General features: G+C 32.7%; 21 protein-coding genes and 2 tRNA genes. 13 read left to right on the top strand and 10 right to left on the bottom strand.

The window, feature by feature from the left end:
• Window positions 1-99: 99 nt before the first annotated feature.
• From QE431_RS03195 to QE431_RS03175, 5 genes are all read right to left on the bottom strand, one after another.
• A complete protein-coding gene (locus QE431_RS03195; protein ID WP_057117215.1) occupies window positions 100-2,343 on the bottom strand; it encodes a M1 family metallopeptidase in 2,244 nt (747 codons plus the stop codon).
• Window positions 2,344-2,408: 65 nt separating this feature from the next.
• A complete protein-coding gene (locus tag QE431_RS03190) occupies window positions 2,409-2,915 on the bottom strand; it encodes a DUF6702 family protein (RefSeq protein ID WP_307292503.1) in 507 nt (168 codons plus the stop codon).
• Window positions 2,912-3,667, bottom strand: coding sequence for a hypothetical protein (locus QE431_RS03185; protein ID WP_057117221.1), 756 nt, complete (start codon window positions 3,665-3,667; stop codon window positions 2,912-2,914). Before QE431_RS03185 ends, QE431_RS03190 begins: the two co-directional genes overlap by 4 nt.
• On the bottom strand, window positions 3,657-4,385 hold the full coding sequence (locus QE431_RS03180) for a carboxypeptidase-like regulatory domain-containing protein (protein ID WP_307292501.1): 729 nt from the start codon (window positions 4,383-4,385) through the stop codon (window positions 3,657-3,659). The genes QE431_RS03185 and QE431_RS03180 overlap by 11 nt, the downstream gene beginning before the upstream one ends.
• Window positions 4,372-5,142: a carboxypeptidase-like regulatory domain-containing protein gene (locus QE431_RS03175; protein WP_307292498.1), complete on the bottom strand. Its 771-nt coding sequence runs from the start codon at window positions 5,140-5,142 to the stop codon at window positions 4,372-4,374. Before QE431_RS03175 ends, QE431_RS03180 begins: the two co-directional genes overlap by 14 nt.
• 163 nt (window positions 5,143-5,305) lie before the next feature.
• Here QE431_RS03175 and pepE point away from each other — a divergent pair, with 163 nt between their 5' ends.
• On the top strand, window positions 5,306-6,013 hold the full coding sequence (gene pepE / locus QE431_RS03170) for a dipeptidase PepE (protein WP_307292495.1): 708 nt from the start codon (window positions 5,306-5,308) through the stop codon (window positions 6,011-6,013).
• 140 nt (window positions 6,014-6,153) lie between these two features.
• Here the strand turns inward: pepE and QE431_RS03165 are convergent.
• Window positions 6,154-6,226 (bottom strand) — tRNA-Gly (locus tag QE431_RS03165).
• A 107-nt stretch (window positions 6,227-6,333) separates the two neighbouring features.
• Window positions 6,334-6,406 (bottom strand) — tRNA-Gly (locus QE431_RS03160).
• A gap of 135 nt (window positions 6,407-6,541) precedes the next feature.
• Between QE431_RS03160 and QE431_RS03155 the strand changes: the two genes are divergently transcribed.
• Together QE431_RS03155 and QE431_RS03150 are read left to right on the top strand one after the other, a co-directional pair.
• Window positions 6,542-6,979, top strand: coding sequence for a GNAT family N-acetyltransferase (locus QE431_RS03155; protein WP_057117229.1), 438 nt, complete (start codon window positions 6,542-6,544; stop codon window positions 6,977-6,979).
• Between the two features lies 1 nt (window position 6,980).
• A complete protein-coding gene (locus tag QE431_RS03150) occupies window positions 6,981-8,564 on the top strand; it encodes a murein L,D-transpeptidase (RefSeq protein ID WP_307292491.1) in 1,584 nt (527 codons plus the stop codon).
• Here QE431_RS03150 and QE431_RS03145 read toward each other — a convergent pair.
• The gene (locus QE431_RS03145; RefSeq protein WP_057117231.1) at window positions 8,553-9,278 is read right to left on the bottom strand and encodes a murein L,D-transpeptidase catalytic domain family protein; all 726 of its coding nucleotides are present in this window, start codon (window positions 9,276-9,278) and stop codon (window positions 8,553-8,555) included. The genes QE431_RS03150 and QE431_RS03145 overlap by 12 nt on opposite strands.
• Before the next feature lie 541 nt (window positions 9,279-9,819).
• Between QE431_RS03145 and gpmI the strand changes: the two genes are divergently transcribed.
• Complete coding sequence (gpmI, locus tag QE431_RS03140) at window positions 9,820-11,337, top strand: 2,3-bisphosphoglycerate-independent phosphoglycerate mutase (protein WP_307292488.1); 1,518 nt, start codon at window positions 9,820-9,822, stop codon at window positions 11,335-11,337.
• A gap of 134 nt (window positions 11,338-11,471) precedes the next feature.
• Here gpmI and QE431_RS03135 read toward each other — a convergent pair whose 3' ends face one another.
• Complete coding sequence (locus QE431_RS03135) at window positions 11,472-12,725, bottom strand: DUF445 domain-containing protein (RefSeq protein WP_307292485.1); 1,254 nt, start codon at window positions 12,723-12,725, stop codon at window positions 11,472-11,474.
• Between the two features lie 256 nt (window positions 12,726-12,981).
• On the opposite strand from QE431_RS03135, the gene map reads away from it, so the two are divergent.
• From map to QE431_RS03095, 8 genes are all read left to right on the top strand, one after another.
• Window positions 12,982-13,800, top strand: a complete 819-nt coding sequence (gene map, locus QE431_RS03130; RefSeq protein ID WP_057117239.1) for a type I methionyl aminopeptidase — start codon at window positions 12,982-12,984, stop codon at window positions 13,798-13,800.
• 69 nt (window positions 13,801-13,869) lie between these two features.
• A complete protein-coding gene (locus tag QE431_RS03125; protein ID WP_134139416.1) occupies window positions 13,870-14,274 on the top strand; it encodes a GxxExxY protein in 405 nt (134 codons plus the stop codon).
• A gap of 40 nt (window positions 14,275-14,314) precedes the next feature.
• Entirely contained in the window at window positions 14,315-15,088 is a 774-nt protein-coding gene (locus QE431_RS03120; protein ID WP_057117668.1) for a class I SAM-dependent methyltransferase, read from the top strand.
• Window positions 15,089-15,149: 61 nt separating this feature from the next.
• Window positions 15,150-18,110 (top strand): DEAD/DEAH box helicase, encoded by a 2,961-nt coding sequence (locus tag QE431_RS03115; RefSeq protein WP_307292476.1) that lies wholly within the window; start codon window positions 15,150-15,152, stop codon window positions 18,108-18,110.
• 75 nt (window positions 18,111-18,185) lie between these two features.
• Window positions 18,186-19,445, top strand: a complete 1,260-nt coding sequence (locus QE431_RS03110) for a DUF5103 domain-containing protein (protein ID WP_057117245.1) — start codon at window positions 18,186-18,188, stop codon at window positions 19,443-19,445.
• A gap of 79 nt (window positions 19,446-19,524) precedes the next feature.
• The gene (apaG, locus tag QE431_RS03105; protein ID WP_008467225.1) at window positions 19,525-19,911 is read left to right on the top strand and encodes a Co2+/Mg2+ efflux protein ApaG; all 387 of its coding nucleotides are present in this window, start codon (window positions 19,525-19,527) and stop codon (window positions 19,909-19,911) included.
• A gap of 154 nt (window positions 19,912-20,065) precedes the next feature.
• Window positions 20,066-21,691 carry an L-glutamate gamma-semialdehyde dehydrogenase gene (gene pruA, locus QE431_RS03100; RefSeq protein WP_057117247.1) on the top strand — a complete coding sequence of 542 codons (1,626 nt, stop codon included), beginning with the start codon at window positions 20,066-20,068 and terminating at the stop codon, window positions 21,689-21,691.
• A 255-nt stretch (window positions 21,692-21,946) separates the two neighbouring features.
• Window positions 21,947-22,678, top strand: coding sequence for a hypothetical protein (locus QE431_RS03095; RefSeq protein WP_307292419.1), 732 nt, complete (start codon window positions 21,947-21,949; stop codon window positions 22,676-22,678).
• A gap of 67 nt (window positions 22,679-22,745) precedes the next feature.
• On the opposite strand, the gene rsmG is transcribed toward QE431_RS03095, so the two are convergent.
• Window positions 22,746-23,375 (bottom strand): 16S rRNA (guanine(527)-N(7))-methyltransferase RsmG, encoded by a 630-nt coding sequence (gene rsmG / locus QE431_RS03090; protein WP_057117253.1) that lies wholly within the window; start codon window positions 23,373-23,375, stop codon window positions 22,746-22,748.
• A 107-nt stretch (window positions 23,376-23,482) separates the two neighbouring features.
• On the opposite strand from rsmG, the gene QE431_RS03085 reads away from it, so the two are divergent.
• A complete protein-coding gene (locus QE431_RS03085) occupies window positions 23,483-24,580 on the top strand; it encodes an acyl-CoA desaturase (protein ID WP_057117256.1) in 1,098 nt (365 codons plus the stop codon).
• Window positions 24,581-24,610: the final 30 nt, after the last annotated feature.

Below are 24,610 nucleotides of genomic sequence, written 5' to 3'. Positions count from 1 at the left end.
AATTAACTTAAAAAGTCCTTTAAAATGTATTTTAATAAAAAAGAAAAAGTTCATCAAGCTTTTACAAACCTGATGAACTTTTAATTATCATTTATTAGTTTAGTCAAATTTTGACTTTGTCTCAACTTTTGGCCAAGAATTATTAGTAACATCGATATCTGCGGTTAACAGTTTTGGATCGACTTGAATACTCTTAATTGCTTTTGTTGTAGCATACACTTTTTTAGCCGTTTCGTTACTTTTTCTCCAGATTTGTGCTGGATATTGGTAACTATCTTTAGAACCGTCTTCATAAGTAATCTCAACTAAAATCGGCATAATCATTCCGCCTGGCTTATTGAATTCTACTTCGTAGAAATATTTAGGCGATTTAATACTAGCTTTTTCTTCAGCAGTAAAAGTCTGATCAACATAATCAGCCAAAGGCTTGAAATCTTCAATTTTTAAAGCTTTTTTCTTTGATTGATTAACTTCTGCATTATCTCCAGAAACTAAATAAACAAAAGGTCCTTTTTCATATCCAAAACGTCCTTTTCTTACTTTGACATCTTTAATATCTGCAGTTGGAGTATCTGAAACATAATATTGTTTTACATCTTTAATTCCGATATCTACAAAATCTGTTGAATAAAACCATCCTCTAAAAAACCAGTCAAGATCGACTGCCGAAGCATCTTCCATAGTTCTAAAGAAATCTTCAGGCGTTGGGTGTTTGAATTTCCATCTGTTTGCATACGTTTTAAAAGCATGATCAAACAATTCTCTTCCCATAACCACTTCTCTTAAAATATTAAGACCCGTTGCTGGTTTTCCGTAAGCATTATTTCCAAATTGGTGAATTGTCTCTGAATTCGACATAATTGGCTCCAAAAACTTTTGATCTCCACTCATGTAAGGAACAATATTTTTTGCTGGTCCTCTTCTCGAAGGGAAATTCGGATCTAATTCCTGCTCTGCTAAATACTCTAAAAATGAATTTAAACCTTCATCCATCCATGTCCATTGACGTTCATCAGAATTTACAATCATTGGAAAGAAAGTATGTCCAACTTCGTGAATAATAACACCAATCATTCCGTTTTTAACTTCTCTGCTTGTTACGCCATTTTCGTCAGGACGACCGTAGTTCCAGCAAATCATTGGATATTCCATTCCTTGATCTTCCGCAGAAACTGAAACTGCTTTTGGATAAGGATAATCAAAAGTATGAGATGAATAACTTTTTAAAGTATGAGCTACAACCATTGTAGAAGTTTCTCCCCAAAGCGGATTTGCTTCTTTTGGATAAACAGATTCTGCCATAACAGTTCTGTTGCCAATTTTTACAGCCATTGCATCATAAATGAATTTTCTTGAAGAAGCAATTCCAAAATCACGAACATTTTTAGCACTAAATTTCCAAGTTTTTTTCTTTTCAGAAAAACCTTTTTCAGCAGCTTCCGCTTCTGCCTGCGTTACAATAACAACTGGTTTATCAAATGATTTTTGAGCCTGCTCGTATCTTTTTACTTGTTCTGCCGTAAATACTTCGCTTCTGTTCATTAATTCTCCTGTAGCATCTATTACGTGATCTGCAGGAACCGTAATATTTACATCAAAGTTCCCAAAAGGAAGAGCAAACTCTCCGCTTCCCCAAAACTGCATATTCTGCCAGCCTTCAACATCATTATAAACTGCCATTCTTGGATAGAATTGAGCAATTACATACAGCTTGTTTCCGTCTTTTTCGAATAGCTCATATCCAGAACGACCGCCTTCTTTTCTATAATTATTGATATTGTACCACCATTTTATTGAGAAAGAGATTTTTTCTCCTGGTTTTAAAGGTGAAGACAAATTAATACGCATCATTGTTTCGTTGATGGTATATGACAATGCATTTCCTTTAGCATCTTTAACTTGCTCAATATTAAAACCGCGCTCTAAATCTTTTTTCAGATATTTAGAAGAGAAACCGTCAAGAGGTAAAACCTGATTTATTTTTTCACCTTCTGCTAATGAAGTCTGACCATTCGCTCTTGCTTGATTTTGATCCAGCTGCACCCATAAATACTCTAAACTATCTGGCGAATTATTAGAATAAGTTATAGTTTCAGATCCGCTTAATCTTGAATTTTTATCGTCTAATTCAACATCAATTTTATAATCGGCCTGCTGTTGGTAGTAAGCTGGTCCTGGAGCTCCAGAAGCTGTACGAAACATATTTGGAGTTGCCAGCAAATCGTACATCTGGCTAAATTTATTGGTATCGTATTTTCCCTGCTGTCTAACAGGTGTGGTTGTTGCTTTTTCCTGTGCAACTAACATTGCAGGAAAAAGTAATAATAATGAAAGTTTTTTCATAAAAATCTAATGGTAATTTATCAGGCTGTGAAAATAGCAATTAAAATAATAATTCTAGAAATCCATTAATACTTTAACACTTCTTTTCTTGAAGATTCTGTAAAAAGAACACTTCTTTTAGTATCAAAAGCTGAAATATGTGTAATGTTTTGTTGTTCTGCATTCCAATCTACTAAAAGAGTGTTTGAAATTTCTAATGTTTTAAACTTCTCCACATCTTTAATCCTTGAGTAACAAACTAAAACATCATCTGCCTCAACTTCTTTAGATAAAAAAGTTATCGCTTTTGACTGCCCATTTACTTTGATCAAAAAATTTTCTGAGAGATATTTTTTTAATAAGTCAATATCTGCCTGCGTTTCTTTGCTTGTGCCTACAAATGTTTTTTTGTGATACTTCTTTTCCATTGCATTGTTCAAATCATCAATAAAAATGCGGGAAGTAATCTGCAGCATTTTTTTTTCGGCAGCATAATTTACTTGAAAAACCCCAACATAAAATTTATGAAAAGTAAATGCAGATGATAATACAAACAAAACTGCCAGAAGACAGTAAACTAATTTATTTTTCATTTTTGAACAGCAGCAGCTTTCTTAAATTCTTTATTCTTATTCACCATAAAATCCATTAACTGGAATTTTTCATCAGGCTCTAAAAATTGTTTCGAAGCTGCATCATTAGAGCAATACATTAAAAACAATTCTATTTCATCTTCTTTAAGTCCGAGAGTTTTGGTATAGAAATCTTTTGTAAAATTATCTTTAGCATATTCTACAAAAGCAATATCCGTAACCTCTTCTTCTTTTACATCTTCTTTTTTGCTTAAAAGCTTTTTAACATCTTTAAAAATTCGAACAAAGTCCATTCCATATTTAATGGTTTGATCAGAGAGCATTGCTGTGTTTTTGGCTGTCGATTGCTTGTCATCTTCAAACTGCATATCCACTATTCCCTGTGAACCACCTTGCAATGATTTTACTTTTAATTCTTTGTGAACAACAACTTCTTTAAGCTGATTATTCACCAAATCAAGTTTTATTTTAAAAAGAACCTCGGCACAATCTTTTTCTGTCAGAACAATTTTTTTGGATTGAAATGCCAAACCAGAAAACAACAAAGTGTCTTTTGGGCGAGCCATAATATCAAATAAACCACCTGCACCGATAAATGTTCTTACATTTGCATTAATATTCATTACATAGCCACTTTCTATCGCTAGAAAATCATTTATTACTTGACCATGTAATGGCTTTCTTGAACCGTTTTGCCCTAATACAATTTGACAAAATAAGCAGACAACGAGTACTCCTAATTTATTTTTCATTTTCGAGAATTGTTAGATATTTTCTTGCTAGATCTGTGATTAAAAACATACTCATTGTTTTGTTTTTAGTATTCAAAGATACAGCAAATTCAGCATCTTCCACACAAAATAATTGAAATCCTTTTATATAATCCACAGGTATTTTCAATCTTTCGGTATAATAATTCTCGTCAAAAAGGTATTCTAATTTTCTAAAAAGGGCTTCTTTTTTCTCAACATTTACCTCTTTTTTCAACATTGCAGTCCGCCCGGAAATTGCATTTAAAAGCTTATCGACAGAAGTCGAATTTGCAGTATAAACTTTTCGTTCTGCAGGCGTATATTTTTTCTGTCCATACGGAATAATACCTAAATTTTCGGCAGTAATATTGGCATTTTCATTCACAACAACCTCTCTCAGCTCCACCTCTTTTGCGGTCATTTTAACAACCAGTAAATTAGACGCCAAATCCTCTGTTGTAATCCTTCGTTTAAGCGGATCTAAATTCACAGCAGAAAAGACCAAAACATCTCCTTCTCTTACTGCAATCGAAAAATTACCATCAGAATCTGAAATTGTTGCAACCTGAGTTGTATTGTTAATAATATTTACTCCCTCAATCGGCGTTGATTGTTCCATTATTCTACCTAACAACTCTTTAGAATTGTTTTTTTGCCCAAAACCAATCTGAACAAAAATCAAAAGCATTATAACAGTTATTTTTTTACTTATTTTCACTCGCAATTATTTCTTTATACTTTGCCGCTAATTCCCCTAAAAGAAATTCGGTAGAAGTTTTATTTTTAGAATTCAAAATGACGGTAAATTTTTCATTTTCCACAGCATAATATTCAAAACCTTTTACATATTCTGCTGGAATTTTTAAGCGGTCAATAAAATGATCCAAACTAAACATATTCTCCAGAAGTTTCATAAAAAATTCTTTTTTCTCTACTGCCACTTCTTTTTTAAGCATTGCCGTTCTTCCCGAGAAGAAATTTAACAGCGGATCTGCAGAAATAGATCCGCCAGCCATTGTTCCAGCATTTGCTGTAGCATTCAAAGCGGTTGCTGTTTTTAGTTTTCGCTCGGCTGCTGTATATTTTTTTTGGCCTTCAGGAATTATTCCTAAACTTTCTGCATTAATATTATCATATCGTTTTATCACAACTTCTTGTAGCTGATACATTACCATACTAAGCTTAACCGAAAAATTAAGATTGGTAAAATCCTCAGGTTTCAGCATAATTCTTTTTTCTTTAAAACTTATGGAAGAAAACACCAACACATCATCGGCTTTTGCCAAAATCGAAAAAGATCCAGAGGCATCTGTTGTTACTGTTTCTTCTGTCTGAGCATTAATCACATGAACGCCTTCTAAATCTGAGGTATTAGAGGCTATTTTACCATTAAAAACAGAACGATCTTGGACTTGAGACAAGCACGCCTGCCCTATCATCACAACAATTAAAAAACAAGTAATTTTCTGAAACAAAATGAAATAAATTAAAAATATTCTTAAAAGGTAAAAATATCTTAATATCCTCCAAATTTAGTATTAACGACTTGGTAAATATATGTTAATTAAAATCATAAAAAATTATACGAAAAGAGAGTTTTTAATACCTTTAGCAAACAAAATTTGAGTTTAAAAAATCATGAAAAGCATTATTATTGCCAGCACATCTACTCTACACGGAGGCAAATACTTAGAATATCTTTTACCTGCTTTAAAAGAGCATTTTAAAGACTGCAAAACAATTTTATTTATTCCTTACGCACGACCTGGTGGCATTACACATGAAGAATACACGCAAAAAGCTGCCGAAGCATTTGCATCAATTAATATTGAGGTTAAAGGAATTCATGAATTTGAAAATCCGCAAGACGCTGTAAAAAACGCAGAAGGAATATTTACTGGCGGAGGAAATACTTTTTTACTAGTTACCCAATTGTACAAAAACAATATCATGCAGTTACTCTCTGAAACTGTAAAAAACGGAACTCCATATTTAGGCTCAAGCGCCGGAAGTAACATTTGCGGTTTATCAATGCAGACTACAAACGATATGCCTATTATTTACCCGCCAAGTTTCCAGACTTTAGGATTAGTTCCTTTCAATTTAAATCCGCATTATTTAGATGCCGATTTACAATCTAAACACATGGGAGAAACTCGCGAAACAAGAATTAAAGAATTTCATGCGTTCAATTCGATTCCGGTTTTAGGATTAAGAGAAGGAAGCTGGCTGGAAGTTAAGGGAGAAAAAATTACCCTAAAAGGCGATTTGAAAGCGAGACTTTTCAAGAAAAACGAAACACCACAGGAATTAGAAACCGAAAGTGATTTGAGCAACTTAAAATAAAATTCCAATATTTAAATTTCAAATTCCAAATATTTAGCATTTGTCTCTTTTTAAACTTGGAATTTGGAATTTAAAACATTGTAATTTGCGTAATTGCCTAAAAACAAAAAAGCCTCAAACAATGTTTGAGGCTTTTGAAGAGCGAAAGACGAGGCTCGAACTCGCGACAACCAGCTTGGAAGGCTGGAGCTCTACCAACTGAGCTACTTTCGCATTAACAGGGTGCAAATATAAATAATTTAATCTTTAAAAAAAACTAAAATCAAAAATTATTTACTTTTGACAAAAAAAACGAAATCTAAAAGATTCTGTTTTTTTAGAGCGAAAGACGAGGCTCGAACTCGCGACAACCAGCTTGGAAGGCTGGAGCTCTACCAACTGAGCTACTTTCGCATTGGTGGTGCAAATATAAAAAGAAAGTTCAGTTCAAAACAAGCTTTTTCGCAAAAAAAATCAATAAAAATCAACAATTATTTATAACTGATTTAAAATTAAAAAGTTATAAATCCAATATTTTTCAAAAAAATCATGATTACAATTAAAGAAATTACATCAAAAGAAACTTATGCAGTACGTCAACCCGTTTTAAGAAAAGGAAAACCTATAGAAAGCTGCATCTTTGAAGGAGATGATCTGGAGACTACGCATCATTTCGGACTATTTGATAATGAAAATTTAATAGGAATTATTTCCTTGTTTAAAAAAATCAACACTATATTTGCCGAACAAAATCAAGCACAAATTCGAGGGATGGCCGTTTTAGAAACGCATCAAAAAATGGGATTTGGCGAAGCTTTGGTTAGACATTGTGAAACCTACTGCAATGAAAACAAAGTTGATTTGATTTGGTTTAACGCCAGAACAGCTGCTGTTGGTTTTTATCAAAAAATGAATTATCACCCCCTAGGTAAACCATTTGATATTAAAGATGTTGGCGAACATTATTTGATGTTTAAAAAATTATAATATGAAGAAATTTTACTCTTTAGTAGTAATATGCATTTTTATGGGGTGTAAAAAAGATACTCCAAAACCCAATCCTGTCATCAAAAAAACGGTGCCAGCAATCATACTTACCGACGAGAGAAAAGTTGAAATAGATACTGCAACAATAAGCACTTTTAAAAGCGAAACCCTGAAACAATTTTATATCGCATCTGAAAATAAAACGGTTTGGGGAAATCTAGAAAAAAGAACTTACATTTTATCTCAATTAGAAAAATCAGATAAATTAGGCTTAGAGCCTGAAGATTACAAAGCATCTCAATTAAAAAAATTTGAAAGCAAAATCAGTTCTTTAAATGATACTGATTTAGCTACTTATGATATTTTACTGACTTATAATTTTGAAAAATACCTGAATCATTTACACAAAGGAAAGCTAGATCCCAAAAAACTTTACACCAATTGGGATTTGGATGAAAAGGTATTTGATATAAACTCTGTTTTAATAAAGGCTTTCAACAGAAACAAACTTGATAGTATTGTTGAAAACATCCAGCCTAAAACGCAAACCTATAAACAGCTTTTAAAAGCACTTGAAATTATAAATACTTTTCCAGATGAGGATATAAAAAATATTGAATCTGCTGAAAAAATCACTTTAAATGACACTAATCCTGCTTTAATAAACATTAAAAAAAGACTTTTGTACTGGAATGACATGACTGGTAAAGACAGCCTTACAAGCATTTACAACAAAAAGACTTTCGAAGCAGTTAAAAAATTCCAAGAAAGACACGGTCTTGCTGCAGACGGAGTTATTGGTGCAGGAACCATTAGTGCTTTAAATTATTCTAAAGAAAGAAGGAAAAAACAAATCATTGCCAATTTGGAACGCTGGAGATGGTATCCAAACGAATTAGCCGAAAACTATTTTATCATTAATATTCCTGATTACAGTTTGAATGTTGTCGAAAATCAAGACACTACTTTAGTTAGAAATGTTGTTGTTGGAACCAGCAAAAGACGAACTCCTGTTATTACTTCGTATTTAAAAACAGTTGTTTTTAATCCGACATGGACTGTACCTCCTACAATCTTAAAAGAAGATGTTGTTCCTGCGATGAAACGAAACCGAAATTATCTAGCTAAAAAAAATATTACTATATATGATTCGTCAGGAAATGTTGTGGATCCAATCGCGTGGAATGAGAACAAACCTAATAGATATCGTTATGTTCAAAGCCCCGGATATTCTAATTCATTAGGATTAATGAAAATTTTGTTTCCTAATCATCATAGCGTTTATCTGCACGACACCAATCACCGTAATATTTTCGGACGAAACAATCGTTCTATGAGTTCTGGCTGTGTCCGTGTGGAGAATCCGTTAGAGCTGGCCAAACATATTTTAGATGAAGACGGAAACTGGCCGCAAGATAGAATTGATACTATAATTGCTTCTAAAAAAACAATGAGTTTCAAAATCACAAAAAAATATGCTTTATATCAATGGTATTGGACAGCATGGAGCAAAAAAAATCAGCTCCTGTTTAGAGCTGATATTTATGATTTGGACTCGGACTTATATGCTAAATTAAGAAATTAGCCTTTCTTCCATCGCGAAACTTCTAGATGGATGATAAATATATAAACACGATTTGTCTTTTATTAATTGAATTATTTCATTTGTCATTTCAACAGGAACTGCAGGACAACCTTGGCTTCTGCCTAATCTTTTGTGATCTCTAATAAATGATTCAGAAACATAATCTGCTCCGTGCATAACAACACCTCTTTCGCGGGCATTATCATTTACACCATTTTCTAAACCATCTAAACGCAAAGAAGCACCATGTTTTCCTTGATAGATTTCGCCTGTAGCATAAAAGCCTAAACTGCTTTTGAATGAAGAATTAAGATTTGAAAATGCTGAAGCAAATTCTTCTCCCGTATTTCTTCCGTGAGCTACAAGTGAATTAAACAAGATTTTATTAGTCGTCAAATCGATTACCCACAAACGTTTTGTGTTTGATGATAAACTGAAATCGATAAGCGTTAATATATTTTTCTTGATAACTCCTTTTTCTTTCAACAAATAAAATCCTTTTAAAGCTTCCGAGAAAGTTTTAAGTTCCGGCATTTTAAAGTTATTAGAATTTAAAGTGTTATAAACGCTTTCGATTTTAGAATCAACTGTAACTTTTTCGACTTTAGCAATCGTTCTTACAGCGGCGTTCGTTTTAAGATCGGCAGTGCTTTTTGAATCTTTTCCAAAAGATAATAGCAAAAACACAAATAAAGGATAAATTTTGTAAATCATTGAATTTCTTTAGGTTAAACAAAAACTTGGGTAAGGCAAAAGTATTAAAAATATATTGCTGACAAAATAAAACACAGGTTATCAAGCGCTTTTTGTTTAAACTTTAACAATTTATAAGTAAATAATTAGGAGAATTTCAGAAAATATTCATTTTTATCGCGTATTTACCTACAAATAATCAAAAAGCATCTTTATAAAAATTGTAATTATATAAATTAATAAAATTTAAGTATAACATTTGGAGAAATATGAAGATTTAGTCTTCTAAAAATATTTTGTTTAACTTTTAGGATTAATTGATTTTCTAAACAATTAATACTTTAAAAAACACCTTTTTAGATAAGTACAAAATATTTATTGACCACAATGCTGTCAAAAATAAAGCTAGAATGAGAGCTTAGTGTGAATTAATTTTAAAAAATAAAGACTTCTATAATTAAATTAATATTTTTTATGAAGCTTCATTTTATTAAACATAAATGTAACAAAGCTTTCTTGCCAATTTTAGAAATGACTTATCTTTGTAGAAAACAAAAAAGTAATGAACAAAAAAGTTATCCTTATGATTTTAGATGGTTGGGGAAAATCTCCTGACCCTAAAGTATCTGCAATAGACAATGCAAATGTTCCTTTTATAAACAGTCTTTACAAAAATTACCCAAGTGCACAACTTAGAACTGACGGCTTAAATGTTGGTTTACCTGATGGACAAATGGGAAACAGCGAGGTTGGACATATGAATCTTGGTGCCGGAAGAATTGTATATCAGGATTTAGCTAAAATAAACTTAGCCGTAGAACATAAAACATTAGCAAAAGAACAAGTTTTAATTGACGCTTTTACTTATGCTAAAAACAACAATAAAAAAGTACACTTTTTAGGATTAGTTTCAGATGGTGGTGTTCACTCACATACTTCACACCTTCGCGGCTTAATCGATGCTTCTCAAGAATATGGCTTAGACCAAGTGTACGTTCACGCTTTTACTGACGGACGTGATGTTGATCCTAAATCTGGAGCAAAATACATTCACGATTTAGAAGATTATATAAAAGATACTCCGGTAAAAATTGCTTCTATTATTGGACGTTATTATGCAATGGACCGCGACAAACGTTGGGAGCGTGTAAAACTAGCTTATGATTTAGTAGTTAACGGAGTAGGAATTCCGTCTACAAATGCTGTAGCAAGTGTTCTTGACAGTTATGCACATGAAGTTACAGACGAATTTATCGCTCCTGTTGTAATTGTTGATGAAGAGCAAAAACCTCTAGCTACAATTGTTGAAGGTGATGTTGTAATTTTCTTTAATTTTAGAACAGACAGAGGCCGTGAACTTACAGAAGCTCTTTCGCAGCAAGATTTTCACGAGCAAAACATGCACAAACTAAACTTGTATTATGTAACATTGACCAACTACGACGAGACGTACCAAAACGTAAAAGTAGTTTACAATAAAGATAATATTACCGAAACGCTAGGTGAAGTTTTAGAAAAAGCAGGTAAAAAACAAATCAGAATTGCTGAAACAGAAAAATATCCTCACGTAACATTTTTCTTTTCTGGTGGTAGAGAAACTCCTTTTGAAGGTGAATCTAGAATTTTAAGAAATTCTCCAAAAGTTGCCACTTACGATTTACAGCCAGAAATGAGTGCTTATGAACTTGCAGATGCACTTGTTCCTGAATTAAAAAAAGGCGAAGTTGATTTCGTATGCTTGAACTTTGCAAATGGTGACATGGTTGGACATACCGGAATTATGGAGGCAGCTATTAAAGCTTGTGAAGCTGTAGACGCTTGTGCTAAAAAAGTTATCGAAGCTGCGCTTGCTAACGATTACACTACAATTGTAATTGCCGATCACGGAAACTGTGAGACTATGATTAACCCTGACGGATCTCCAAATACAGCACACACAACAAACCCAGTGCCGATTATTTTGGTTGACAAACAATTAAAAAGCATTCAAGATGGTGTTTTAGGTGACATCGCTCCTACTATTTTAGAATTAATGGGTATTCAGCAGCCAAATGCTATGACTTGTCATTCATTGTTGTAGAAAATATTTTTCTTTATATAAAAATAGGCGAATTCTAAAGAATTCGCCTATTTTATTTTTATGCATTTTTTGTCATTTCGATCCCGAGGCTTCGGGATCGAAATTGACAAAACTGTGCACACTTCTTGATAATCTTAGACAATAAAATAATGATAAATTTGCTCCACACCATAAATTATTAATCCAATAATTCCACCGACTAAAGTTCCGTTGATTCTGATGTATTGTAGATCTTTACCGATTTCTAGTTCTAATTTTTCCGAAACTTCTTTTCCGTCCCAGGATTTTACTGTTGACGAAATTAAATCTCCTATTACCTTTTTATTGTTTAAAAGAATTGAAAGCAAATCGTTTTTAATGAAGTTATTGATTTTATCAATCATTACAGGATCTTCTTTGATTCCGTTTCCGAAGGTTTGAATTAAACTTGAAATGCTGTTTTTTATAGAAGATTCATCTCCTCTGTTTAAATCGTTTGTTATGGATAGTTTTATTTCATCCCAAATTCCATTGATATAGTCTTGGACTTCTTTTTTTCCAACAAAACCCAAAATCATATCGTTTATTTTCACTCTCATTTCTTCTGAGTTTTTTACCTTTTCTAAAAAGTCAAAAATATACTCATCAATCTTTAAGCGAACTGCACTTTCAGGTTTCTTAGCTTCATTTAAAAAATCCTGTAAACCGTTAAAAACACCTTCTGTAATACTTTTATCAGCCAATCCGAAACTTAAAAGCGGTGTTGAAGCTTTTACTTTCTGTCTTATTAAGTCTTTATTATTAGTCAATTCGCTGCTCATTACTTCAAGAAGATTGGTAAGCATTTGATTTTTCAAATCTCCCTTCTGCAAAGGCTCTAATGCGACAGCAACCCAGTTTCCAAAGTTTATTCCTTCAATTTTTTCTCTAAACTGAACTTGAATAAATCTCCTGACGTCTTCGTCTTTTATTGTCCTTAAAATGCCAGGAATAATATTTACTGCAACCGCATTCGCAATTTTGTCTGCATTTTCATGCTGTGAAAGCCAGTCTGATGCTTTTGTCGCAAAATTGAATTCATCTAGTTTGATTTCTAACTTTTCACGATTTAAAAATTCTTCTGAAACAAAATTTCCTAGATTTTCCCCTATCTCGTTTTTCTTAGTCGGAATAATTGCCGTATGCCAAATCGGAATTCCTAATGGATGACGAAATAATGCTACAACAGCAAACCAATCGGCGATTCCGCCTACCATTGCTGCTTCACTAAAAGCCTGCAGCATCGGAATTTTAAAGTAAATCGCAATTATAAATAATAAAACTGCGACTCCTAAAAGCGACAAAGCGTTTTTCTTCATTCTTTTGAGAGCCTTTACTTTGGATATATCTTGATCTATAGTAGTTTCCATGATTACAAAACGTTTTTACTACTAATTTAGGGCTTTTTAGCGAGATATTAAAGTAAAAAAGTCTGCCGCGAATTGCACGAATTAACACGAATTATAATTTGACTGAATTATTGAACAATATTCAATTAGTAGAAATTGGTGAAATTGGCGGCGAAAAAAAAATAAATCTTGCTAGAAAGCTTAATTTTCGGCGAAAAATTTTACTTAAAAAATAATATTAAAAATTGTACTTTTGCGAACTGAAAATGGGAAAAATATGATTATCCAAAAAACAAGGGAGGAAATCGAATTAATGCGCGAAAGTGCATTAATCGTATCAAAAACATTAGGAATGATTGCTTCTGAAATTAAAGAAGGAGTTACTACATTATATCTTGACAAATTAGCCGAAGAATTTATTCGCGATCACGGTGCTGTTCCAAGCTTTTTGGGACTGTATGATTTCCCGAATTCTCTTTGTATGAGTCCAAATGCTCAGGTTGTTCACGGTATTCCTAATAATGTTCCGCTAAAAAATGGTGATGTAATTTCGGTTGACTGCGGTGCTTTTAAAAACGGTTTTCACGGAGATCATGCATACAGTTTTGAGATTGGTGAAGTTGCTCCAGAAGTAAAAAAACTTTTAAGAGTTACTAAAGAATCTCTTTACGTTGGGATTAGAGAATTTAAAGCTGGAAATCGCGTTGAAGATGTTGGAAATGCGATTCAAAAATATACAGAAGCTCACGGTTACGGAGTTGTTCGCGAATTGGTTGGCCATGGTGTAGGTCAAAAAATGCACGAAGAGCCAGAAATGCCAAACTACGGAAAACGCGGACGCGGAAAACTTTTTGTTGAAGGAATGGTTGTTGCCATTGAACCGATGATCAACATGGGAACAAGAAACATCAAACAATTAAAAGACGGCTGGACAATCCTGACTGCTGACGGAAAACCAAGTGCGCATTTCGAGCACGACGTAGCTTTAATTGATGGAAAACCAGAATTATTATCGACTTTTCAATACATCTATAAAGCGCTAGGAATCGAGAGTAATGAAGAAGATGAATTTAGACAAGTGCCATTAGTATTGTAAGAGCTATTCCACAGAGATTCACAAAGATATACGCCGAGATTCACAAAAATTATTTATACGCCTTTTAAAATGTATTCTCAAAATTTAGTCTCTCAAGATGAACTGGATGCTATTTCGTATAAAATTATCGGTTTAGCAATTGAGGTTCACAGACAATTAGGTCCTGGTTTATTAGAATCTGCTTATCAGGAATGTTTGTATTATGAGATTAAGAATTCTGGCTTAATTGTTGAAAAACAAAAAGCTTTGCCTATAATCTATAAAGACATAAAATTAGACCACGGATATAGAATTGATTTACTGATAGAAAATAAAATAGTAATTGAATTAAAAACTGTTGAAGCTTTTACTGATGTCCATTTTGCGCAAATACTAACATATTTGAAACTCGGAAATTATCCATTAGGATTACTTATTAATTTTGATTCAAAAATATTAAAAAACAATATAAAAAGATTTATAAACACTTTGTGAAGCTCTGTGCCTACTTTGTGTAACTCTGCGAAAAAGCCCCATGAAAAAACTTTTCAAATTAGTACTTAATACCATTCCACGTCCATTATTAATTCGTTTGAGTTATGTGGCGCGTCCTATTTTAGCTTTCTCTTTAAGAGGAGATAAATTTACAGATCCAATTGACGGCAGAAGCTTTAAATCTTTTTTGCCTTACGGATATGGGAAACAACGTAACAATGTGCTTTCGCCAAGCACACTTTCGTTAGAAAGACATCGTTTGCTGTGGTTGTATTTAAACGATCAGACTGATTTTTTTACAGCACCAAAAAAAGTGCTTCATTTTGCTCCAGAACAGGCTTTTTATAAATTATTCCGCAAGCAGAAAAATCTGGATTATACCACAACCGATTTGTTTTCACCTCTTGCAGATGTAAAAGCAGATATTTGTAACCTTCCTTTTAAAGACAACGAATATGATGTCATTTTATGTAACCACGTTTTAGAACATATTCCAGATGATACAAAAGCGATGCAGGAATTATTCCGCGTTTTAAAACCAGGCGGAATGGCGATTTTACAAATTCCACAAGATTTAAACCGTGAAGTTACTTTCGCAGATGATTCGATTACAGATCAAAAAGAACGCGCTAGAATATTTGGCCAATACGATCACGTTCGTATTTACGGACGCGATTATTTCGACAAATTAAGAAGCATTGGCTTTATCGTAATTGAAGAAGATTACACCAATAAAATTGCACCAGAATTGGTTGAAAAATATTGTTTAGCAAAAGGTGAAATTATTCCCCTTTGTTTTAAACCTGAAAACTAAACCGTTTTTCAACATAAAACTGACATAAGTTCATTTAAAAAGTTTTCAAAATAGCAATAATTTGAAAACTTTTTACTTTTATAAGCCTTTACAAAAATACAACCCAACCAAACCTGAAATCTTGAAACCTACAAAATCATTTCAATTTTGCTTTGACATCAGCTTTGAAAAAAATCTGAATACATTTCTTCCAACAGCTTATATCGTTGAAGATACCGATGAAATCAAATATTTAAACAAGAAAGCGACCACTGGAGTTATAGAAAGTTTCGGAATTGCTTTTGAAGATTTAGATTCTAATACCAAAAAGATACTTACAGCCTGCGAATCTTTAAAACCTGAATTCATTTTTAAAAAATTTAGCGCTAAAATAAAATCGGCAAAGACAATTGCTGATCTTCAAAAAGATTCTAAAATTGATTTTGCGATCCGTCAGCATTTAAAATTCCATTTAAGTTCATTTTATAATCTGATAGTTCAAGAACAATTTCCACTGTCTCTTAACATCGGACCTGAAAAGGATTTTTATCGCTCAAGAGTTGCTGTTAATCCTTTGATTTTCGAACCTCAAATTCAATTCGACAAACACCCTGAAGGCATTACCTACACCCTTTCCTTAAAAGAAAACGAAACGGCTTTTTTACCAATGAATAACAATATTGATATTCTTTTGGACGAGCCGGGCTGGTTGGTTGTCAATAAAAAACTGGGGCAGTTAAAAGAGCTTAATGCTAAAAAACTAATGCCTTTTTTAAAGAAAAATTCAATTGAAATTCCATCAAAATTAGTTGACGATTACTTTAAAAGTTTTATTCCAGAAATAGCTAAAAAAATAGATATTGAAGCAACTGGTTTTGAAGTCGAAAATCGCGATAAAATTATTTCGTGCACGATCCAGCCCGTTCACGACTTCTTTAAAAACTGTTATTATCTTAATCTTTATTTTGATTATGACGGCTATTGCTTTGATGCTTCCAAAACAAAAAAAACACATTCGTTTGTTGATTTTAGCATCGCCAATCAGCCTAAAATTATTCAATTTAAAAGAAGTACAGAAGAGACTTTTTATACCAAAAAATTAGAAGAACTCGGTTTAAGTGTAATTAAAAATGAATTCTACGGATTGAATTCAGAAATCGAAAATCCTGATCCTTTTCTGAATATTCAATTTGTTATCGATCATAAAGAAGAACTTGAAAATCTCGGATTTACAATTCAGAATTTAAAAGTCGAAAGCAAAGAAATCATTACAGAAAACCATATTGTTTCGGCATCTAAAGATACCAATGGAGATTGGTTTGACATTAAAATAATCATTACAATTGGGAATTATAAGATCAATTTCAGCGAAATTATTCCGAATATAAAAAGCAAAGAAAGACTCTTTTTACTACCCGACGGAAATTATTTTCTGATTCCTTTAGAATGGTTCAGCAAATACAGTTCTCTGGCTAAATTGGCTAAAACAGAAAATGGAAATCTTCTTTTGCGTAAAAGTAATTTTACTGCTTTGGATGCAATTCCAGAAATTAAAGACGATGTGACTTACAAGGCCGAATATAAATCTTCAGATTTGTTAAAGGCAACTTTAAGACCGTATCAAATTGATGGGGTAAAATGGCTTTTGGGGCATTTCAATTCGAATTTAGGCGCCTGCCTAGCCGATGATATGGGACTTGGAAAGACTTTACAGACTTTAGCCGTTTTGGTTGCTGTGCAAGAGCAATTAGGATTTACCACAAAAACTACGAATTTTGATTTGTTTGCCAATGAAACGACAATCGAAAGAGAACCGCTAAAAACTCTTATCGTTTTACCTTCTTCATTGGTTTTTAACTGGTACAACGAAGCGGGAAAATTTACACCGCATTTTTCAAAAATGCAGTATGTGGGTAATGACAGAAAACAATTAGCGCATAGATTAGCGTCGACCGATTTAATTTTTACAAGTTACAGCATCATATATCGCGATATTGCAATTTTAGAGAAATACGATTTCCGCTATTTAATTTTAGACGAAAGTCAATACATTAAAAACAAAAACTCTAAAATTTTTAAAGCGATAAACAAAATAAGCACAGCTCACAAAATTGCATTAAGCGGTACTCCTATCGAAAATTCGCTTGACGATTTATGGTCTCAGATGCAGTTTATAAATCCAGATGTTTTGGGAACTTATAATTTTTTCGCAGAAAATTTTAAAATCCCGATTGAGAAAAAACAAAATGAAGAAGTTTTATCTGAATTGAAAAATCTCGTTCAGCCTTACATTTTGAGACGAACCAAAGAACAAGTTTTAAAGGATTTACCAGAATTATCAGAACAGATTTATTACTGCGACATGGATCCGGAACAGGAAAAATTATACGAAAAAGAAAAATCTAAAGCGCGTAACTTTTTACTAAAAACAGATGGATCAAGTCCAGATAAAATTAGCATTATCAATACATTGATGAAGTTGAGACAGCTGAGCAATCACCCAAAAATGGTAGATAAAGACTCGGAAATTGATTCTGGAAAATACATCGCGGCTACCAATTATCTGGAGAATTTAGTAAAAGCAAAACAAAAAGTAATCATTTTCAGTTCGTTTGTTACCAATTTGAGTTTTTATACCGATTGGTGCAAAGAAAACAAAATAGATTATTGTGAAATTACAGGCGAAACTCCTGCGAGTAAAAGAGAGCAGCAGGTCAATTTATTTCAGGAAAAAGAAAATCCTTTGTTGTTTTTCATTTCGCTTAAAGCCGGCGGTGTTGGCTTGAATATTACGAAAGCGTCATATGTTTTATTCTTAGATCCATGGTGGAATCCTTTTGCTGAAAAGCAGGGAGTCGGCAGAGCGCATCGTATAGGGCAGTTGAATAAAGTAAATGTAATTCGATTTATTTCGAAAAATACAGTTGAAGAAAAAATAATCAAACTACAGGAGAACAAGAAACTGCTGTCTGATTCCCTTTTAGAAGAAAGTTACATTAACGATGAGATTGAAGCTAATTTAGATTACATTCTGAATTCTTAAAATTCTCAATCCAATAAATGGCATCTTCTTTCGTTTAATAAAATTCTTATATTTACAATCTTACAACGTAATAAGATGCCAAAATTTTTATATCAAAGCTTAATTGCGCTTTTTATTTTTACATTCGCGAAAGCACAGGAAACACAAACTGAAGTCGTTCCTCCTTATAATATTAAAACGGTTACTTTTGTCCAAAATGGCAGTAATGTAGTTCCGATTTTTGAATTAGGATCGACATTTGAATTTCAATTTGATGATTTGTTTGGAAATGAAGCCAATTATTATTTTGAAGTTACGCATTGCGATTATAATTGGAAACCAACTGATATTCCTAAAACAGATTATATTCGCGGTTTTGACAATCAAAGAATTACAGATTATTCCAATTCTTTTAATACGCTTCAGGTTTATTCTCATTACCGTCTTCCCTTCCCTAATCAATTTACCACACAAATACGCTTGTCGGGAAATTATATTTTGAAGATTTTAAATGAAGATAAAGAAGTTGTTTTTTCGAGAAAATTTATTTTATACGATTCGCATTGTACTGTTGCCGCTCAAGTAAAAAGAAGTAGAAACCTTAGCAACATTGATTACAAACAGAATCTCGATTTTTCTATTGCTTCAAATGACATTACTTTTCAAACTCCAACACAAAATGTAAAGGTTCTTTTATTACAGAATGGTAATTTCAATACAGCCATTAAAAATATCGTTCCGCAATACACAATTGGAAATCAATTGGTTTATAAATATGATGCGGAAACTCAATTTTGGGGCGGGAATGAATTTTTATATTTTGAAAACAAAGATATTCGTGCCGCAAATAATAATGTGGGCCGTGTAGGTGCCAATAATGATATTTATAATGCCTATTTGTATACGAATCAAGCACGAGGAAACCAGATTTACACCAATTATGAAGATGTAAACGGAAATTTTGTTGTTAAGAACATTAATGGTTCTAATAATGACATTGAAGCAGATTATGCCTGGGTTTATTTCTCACTTTCTGCACCTGCCTTTCGACTAAACAAAGACATCTATATTACTGGAATGTTTAATAATTATAGTCTTTCTCCAGAATATAAAATGGATTATAATACTGATAAAGGCGTTTTTGAAAAAGCTGTTATGATCAAGCAGGGATTTACTAATTTTCAGTATACGGTTGCTGATAAAAAGGGTGTTATCGATTATGAAAATGCTATAGACGGAAACTTTTATCAAACTGAAAACGAGTACACAATTCTGGTTTATTATAAAGAAGCAACAGATCGTTACCAGCGAGTTATTGGAAAAGGAAACGCAAACTCAATAAACATCGTTAATTAAAACATTGTTAAGGTTTTAGGATTCATAGATTTTTTTCGTAGCTTTGTACCTATAACGCACACAGATTTACTAGGTTAGTATGGTTTCTCAAATAACACGAGGCATAAAAATATCGGTTTTAACTAGTTTTGAAGGTACTTACTTCAAAAACTATAAGATTCACTTTGCCTTTAGTTATGTAGTTACAATCGAAAATCATAGTAAAGATTCGGTACAATTAACTTCACGTCACTGGGAAATTTTTGATTCTCTAAACGATCTAGAAGTTGTAGATGGTGAAGGTGTAATTGGCAAAAAACCAGTTTTAAAACCAGGCGAAAACCATACTTATAGCTCAGGCTGTTTATTATCATCTCCTTACGGTGCAATGAAAGGTCATTTTAATATGATCAATTTTACTACAACAAAAACATTTAAAGTAATAGTTCCTACTTTTAGAATGTGTGCTCCTTTTGCTCTAAATTAAGACATACTTTACTTCTGTCTTTTTTATCGTTATCTTAATCATAAAATTATCAATTTATTAATTTATCCTTTGTACTTTTGTGCAGCGTTAGATTATTCGTAACAAAACTCAAATCGTCTAACTTAAATTATCTAATAATCTAATTTTAAATAACATGCTTAAAGGATTTTTTCATGTACCAAAAGCGGTAAACGAGCCTGTAAAAGGATACGCACCGAACTCGCCAGAAAAGGCAGCTGTTCAAGCTGCGTATACCACATTGTGGAATTCTCAAATTGACGTTCCTTTATATATTGGAAGCGAAGAAATCAGAACTGGAAACACAAAAAATATCACAGCGCCACATGATCACAAACACATCGTTGGAAAATATCATTTAGCTGAAAAACAACATATAGAAAAAGCGATTGCTAATGCACTTGAAGCAAGACATGCTTGGGCAAACATGGCATGGGAACAACGTGCTGCTATTTTCTTAAAAGCTGCAGAACTTATCGCAGGACCATACAGAGCTCGTATCAACGCAGCTACAATGATTGGTCAATCTAAAAATATTCACCAAGCAGAAATCGACGCATCTTGCGAATTAATTGACTTTTTACGTTACAATGTTGAGTTTATGACTCAAATCTACAACGATCAGCCAAAATCAGATTCTACTGTTTGGAACCGTGTAGAATACAGACCTTTAGAAGGTTTTATTTATGCAATTACTCCATTTAACTTTACTGCTATTGCGGCAAACCTTCCGGCAAGTGCTGCAATGATGGGTAACGTTGTGGTTTGGAAACCAAGTGACAGCCAGGTGTTTTCTGCAAAAATCATCATCGATGTTTTCAAAGAAGCTGGTGTTCCTGACGGAGTTATCAACGTAGTTTTTGGAGATGCTTTAATGATTACAGATACTGTTTTAGCTAGCCGTGATTTTGCTGGTGTTCACTTTACAGGATCTACTCATGTATTTAAAGATATTTGGGCTAAAATTGGTGCAAACATCCAAAATTATAAAACTTACCCAAGAATCGTTGGTGAAACAGGTGGTAAAGATTTCATCATTGCACACCCAAGCGCAAACGTAAAACAAGTTGCTACAGGAATTACTCGTGGTGCATTTGAATTCCAAGGTCAAAAATGTTCTGCAGCTTCAAGAGCTTATATTCCGCAAAGTTTATGGCCAGCTGTAAAAGAACAATTAATTGCTGACGTAAAATCTATGAAAATGGGTTCTCCAGAAGATTTTGGAAACTTCATTACAGCAGTTATCCACGAAGGTTCTTTTGATAAATTAGCTAGTTATATCGACCAAGCTAAAAAAGATGCTGACGCTGAAATCATTGTTGGTGGAAATTACGATAAATCTGTTGGATACTTTATTGAACCAACTGTTATTGTAACTACAAATCCAAAATATACTACAATGGAAACCGAATTATTCGGACCAGTAATTACGATCTATGTTTACGAAGATGCAAAATGGGAAGAGACTTTAGAATTAGTTGATACTACTTCTGAATATGCTTTAACTGGAGCTGTATTTAGCCAAGATCGTTATGCTATTGAAGTAGCAACAACGAAATTGCAAAATGCTGCTGGTAACTTCTACATTAATGATAAACCAACTGGAGCTGTTGTAGGAATGCAGCCTTTTGGAGGTGCAAGAGCATCTGGAACTAACGATAAAGCAGGTTCTGCATTGAACTTATTACGTTGGGCTTCTCCACGAACTATCAAAGAAACTTTTGTAACTCCAGAAGATTACAGATACCCATTCTTAGGATAATAAATCTTATATTTAAATATTACCAAAAGCTGAACCATTTAAAAATGTTCAGCTTTTGTTTTTTTAGTTAGGATGTTCACAATTGACTTACAATTACATTTTGTAGTACTTTTTTTATAATGTTGATTTTCAACAAAGTAGAGATTGCAAAAAGCTTATTTTAATACTTTTAAAACTTCTTGTGCCTTTTTTTAAATACCGACCCCTTTAAATTTGTCCCAATAAATTCAAGTTTAAGTAAAAGAAAAAAAAGATATGAGAAATTTAAACAATGTTCCTAAAGTAATAATGGACTCAAAAAGTATTGGACACCCTATTGATTTTAAATGGACAAAAAAGAAAATCGATCAGTTATTAGATCCAATTGAAGGAAATGAAGATTTAGAAAATACTTTAATGCAAATTAATCATAAAGGTTCAATCGGATTAACTGCTGCGTTATTAGAATGGGTTTATTGGCGTTTTACAGGTTACACTCAAGCAACGTGTGATACACAGAAGCGTATTGAAGCTCTTTGGTGTTCTATAAGCAATCGTGAGCAAACTAATCCTTTATTGTTTGATACAGATTTGGAAATTTCAGCCACAGGTGCAGTAAATGGTGCTCTATGGATTGCACTAATGAATGTAAGAATGATTGATGTGAGATACAGAAAAGGTTCTTATTTTTTACAAAATGAACTTGTAGGTCTAGTTTTATTGGCCCGCCATATTACTCCAAAGAAGAAAAAATTTGACAACTGGTTAAGCCAAACTATTACAACATTAGCACAAACCCATCCATGCACTTACAGAAACACAACTTTGGATGAAACAGATGAAGCTGTATACAATTCATCAAATGAGCCTGTAATCTCTCGTGAGTTTTTCTTTGATTCAGAATTTAAATATAGCAATGAAGCATCAGAAAATGCAATTCATAATTTTATAGATAACCTAGATCTTAAAGCAAATCCTTTTTTAGATTTTTCTAGAAAAGCATCTTAGTAGTAACAACTATTAATTCAAAAAATAACCCGTAAAGAATTCTTTGCGGGTTATTGTTTTTATTCATTTATGGTTTGAATTTTAAAGGAAGATGCACCACCTTTTTGGTTTCAAAAAATTCATCATCAAATATTGCAGCCAAATCGTATAAAGTTGCATTTGGGAAATCTTTTAATTCTTCGGCTAAATCACCACCTTTTAAATATAGAATTCCATTTTTCAAAGTGTGTTTATGCTGTTTTTTGATTTTGTCTTTTATCCAAGATACAAAATCAGGCATATTAGTTACCGCTCGGCTCACTATAAAATCGAAATCTCCTTTTACCAATTCTGCACGTTTTTGTTCTGCTTTTACATTTTTTAGTTCTAATGCATCAACAACACCTTGAACTACTTTTATTTTTTTAGCGATAACATCAATTAAATAAAAACGAGTTTCCGGAAAAAGTATCGCTAACGGAATTCCAGGAAAACCGCCGCCAGTTCCAACATCAAGAACAGTTGCCCCAGGTTCAAACTTCATAATTTTTGCAATTCCTAATGAATGCAAAATATGTTTTGTATATAATGAATCAATATCTTTACGAGAAATCACATTGATTTTCTCATTCCAATCGTGGTATAAAAAGTCTAATTTTTGAAATTGTTCGATTTGAAGATCGGTCAAATTTGGAAAATATTTCAATATCTCATCCATTGCTGTAAATTTTTAACAAAAGTACTACTTTACGATTGAAATATTTAACTCAATTTTGCAAATTGAGAATTTATAATAATTACCTTTGAAAACTATTTAAAATAATTATGAATAACACTGCACCTACATTTGCAAGGCAAGACAATCTGAAATTTTTCAGGACACTTAACTCACGGGTAAACAATTACTTTAAGGAAAACAACATTCAGAAAACTGGAAACTGGAAGTTACACTTAAAAGCCGTTATTCTATTCGCAGTTTTTTTAACTCCGTATTTTTTAATCCTTACATTAGACATGCCTTTTTGGGTAATGCTTCTTTTATCAATCGTAATTGGTATCGGAATGGCTGGAGTTGGAATGAATGTAATGCACGATGGAAATCACGGTTCCTATTCGAATAAAAGCTGGATCAATAAATTTATGGGAGGAACCATTTATGTTCTTGCTGGAAATGTTTACAACTGGCAGGTACAACATAATGTACTTCACCATACTTATACTAATATACCTGGACACGACGAAGATTTAGACGCTGGAAGAATTATTCGTTTTACAGAACATGCAGAATGGCATAGTTTTCACCGTTTTCAACATTATTATTCTGTTTTCTTATACGGTTTATTGACTTTCAATTGGGCAATCACAACCGATTTTAAGCAAATGAGAAATTATCTGAAAAGAAAATTATCTTACGGAGAACCAAAAAGCCCAAAAATTCTTTGGACAACTTTGATCATCACTAAACTTATTTATATTTCAATTTGGATTGTTTTACCAATGGTAATTGGAATTACTTGGTGGAAAGTGCTAATTGGCTTTTTTGTAATGCATTATACAGCTGGATTAATTCTTAGTGTTGTATTTCAATTGGCACACGTTGTAGATCATACAACAAATCCCTCTCCAAATGAATTAGGAGAAATGGACAATACATGGGCTGTTCACCAATTGTATACTACAACTAATTTTGCACCAAAAAATGCAATTGTAAACTGGTACACAGGTGGATTAAATCACCAAATCGAACATCATATTTTTCCGAATATCAGTCACATTCACTATGGTAAAATCGCAAAAATCGTAAAGGAAACTGCAAAAGAGTGCAACCTGCCATATTATGAGTACAAAACAATGCGAAGTGCTATTGTAGCTCACTTTAAGCATTTACGTGAATTAGGAATGAAGCCTGAATTATCTGTTTAAACTAAAAAATCTATTAATAATTAACCTTCC

Source organism: Flavobacterium sp. SORGH_AS_0622 (assembly GCF_030818825.1).
Classification (GTDB): domain Bacteria; phylum Bacteroidota; class Bacteroidia; order Flavobacteriales; family Flavobacteriaceae; genus Flavobacterium.
This window is presented reverse-complemented; position numbering and strand designations above follow the sequence as displayed.

Excerpts from the sequence above, each read along its gene's own strand:
- QE431_RS03120 (WP_057117668.1), top strand. The coding sequence starts at position 14,315 with ATGAAAAAACTTTTCAAATTAGTACTTAATACCATTCCACGTCCATTA.
- QE431_RS03150 (WP_307292491.1), top strand. The coding sequence starts at position 6,981 with ATGAAGAAATTTTACTCTTTAGTAGTAATATGCATTTTTATGGGGTGT.
- QE431_RS03185 (WP_057117221.1), bottom strand. The coding sequence starts at position 3,667 with ATGAAAAATAAATTAGGAGTACTCGTTGTCTGCTTATTTTGTCAAATT.
- QE431_RS03155 (WP_057117229.1), top strand. The coding sequence starts at position 6,542 with ATGATTACAATTAAAGAAATTACATCAAAAGAAACTTATGCAGTACGT.
- QE431_RS03135 (WP_307292485.1), bottom strand. The coding sequence starts at position 12,725 with ATGGAAACTACTATAGATCAAGATATATCCAAAGTAAAGGCTCTCAAA.
- QE431_RS03085 (WP_057117256.1), top strand. The coding sequence starts at position 23,483 with ATGAATAACACTGCACCTACATTTGCAAGGCAAGACAATCTGAAATTT.
- rsmG (WP_057117253.1), bottom strand. The coding sequence starts at position 23,375 with ATGGATGAGATATTGAAATATTTTCCAAATTTGACCGATCTTCAAATC.
- QE431_RS03095 (WP_307292419.1), top strand. The coding sequence starts at position 21,947 with ATGAGAAATTTAAACAATGTTCCTAAAGTAATAATGGACTCAAAAAGT.
- map (WP_057117239.1), top strand. The coding sequence starts at position 12,982 with ATGATTATCCAAAAAACAAGGGAGGAAATCGAATTAATGCGCGAAAGT.
- apaG (WP_008467225.1), top strand. The coding sequence starts at position 19,525 with ATGGTTTCTCAAATAACACGAGGCATAAAAATATCGGTTTTAACTAGT.
- gpmI (WP_307292488.1), top strand. The coding sequence starts at position 9,820 with ATGAACAAAAAAGTTATCCTTATGATTTTAGATGGTTGGGGAAAATCT.
- pruA (WP_057117247.1), top strand. The coding sequence starts at position 20,066 with ATGCTTAAAGGATTTTTTCATGTACCAAAAGCGGTAAACGAGCCTGTA.
- pepE (WP_307292495.1), top strand. The coding sequence starts at position 5,306 with ATGAAAAGCATTATTATTGCCAGCACATCTACTCTACACGGAGGCAAA.
- QE431_RS03110 (WP_057117245.1), top strand. The coding sequence starts at position 18,186 with ATGCCAAAATTTTTATATCAAAGCTTAATTGCGCTTTTTATTTTTACA.
- QE431_RS03145 (WP_057117231.1), bottom strand. The coding sequence starts at position 9,278 with ATGATTTACAAAATTTATCCTTTATTTGTGTTTTTGCTATTATCTTTT.
- QE431_RS03190 (WP_307292503.1), bottom strand. The coding sequence starts at position 2,915 with ATGAAAAATAAATTAGTTTACTGTCTTCTGGCAGTTTTGTTTGTATTA.
- QE431_RS03195 (WP_057117215.1), bottom strand. The coding sequence starts at position 2,343 with ATGAAAAAACTTTCATTATTATTACTTTTTCCTGCAATGTTAGTTGCA.
- QE431_RS03125 (WP_134139416.1), top strand. The coding sequence starts at position 13,870 with ATGTATTCTCAAAATTTAGTCTCTCAAGATGAACTGGATGCTATTTCG.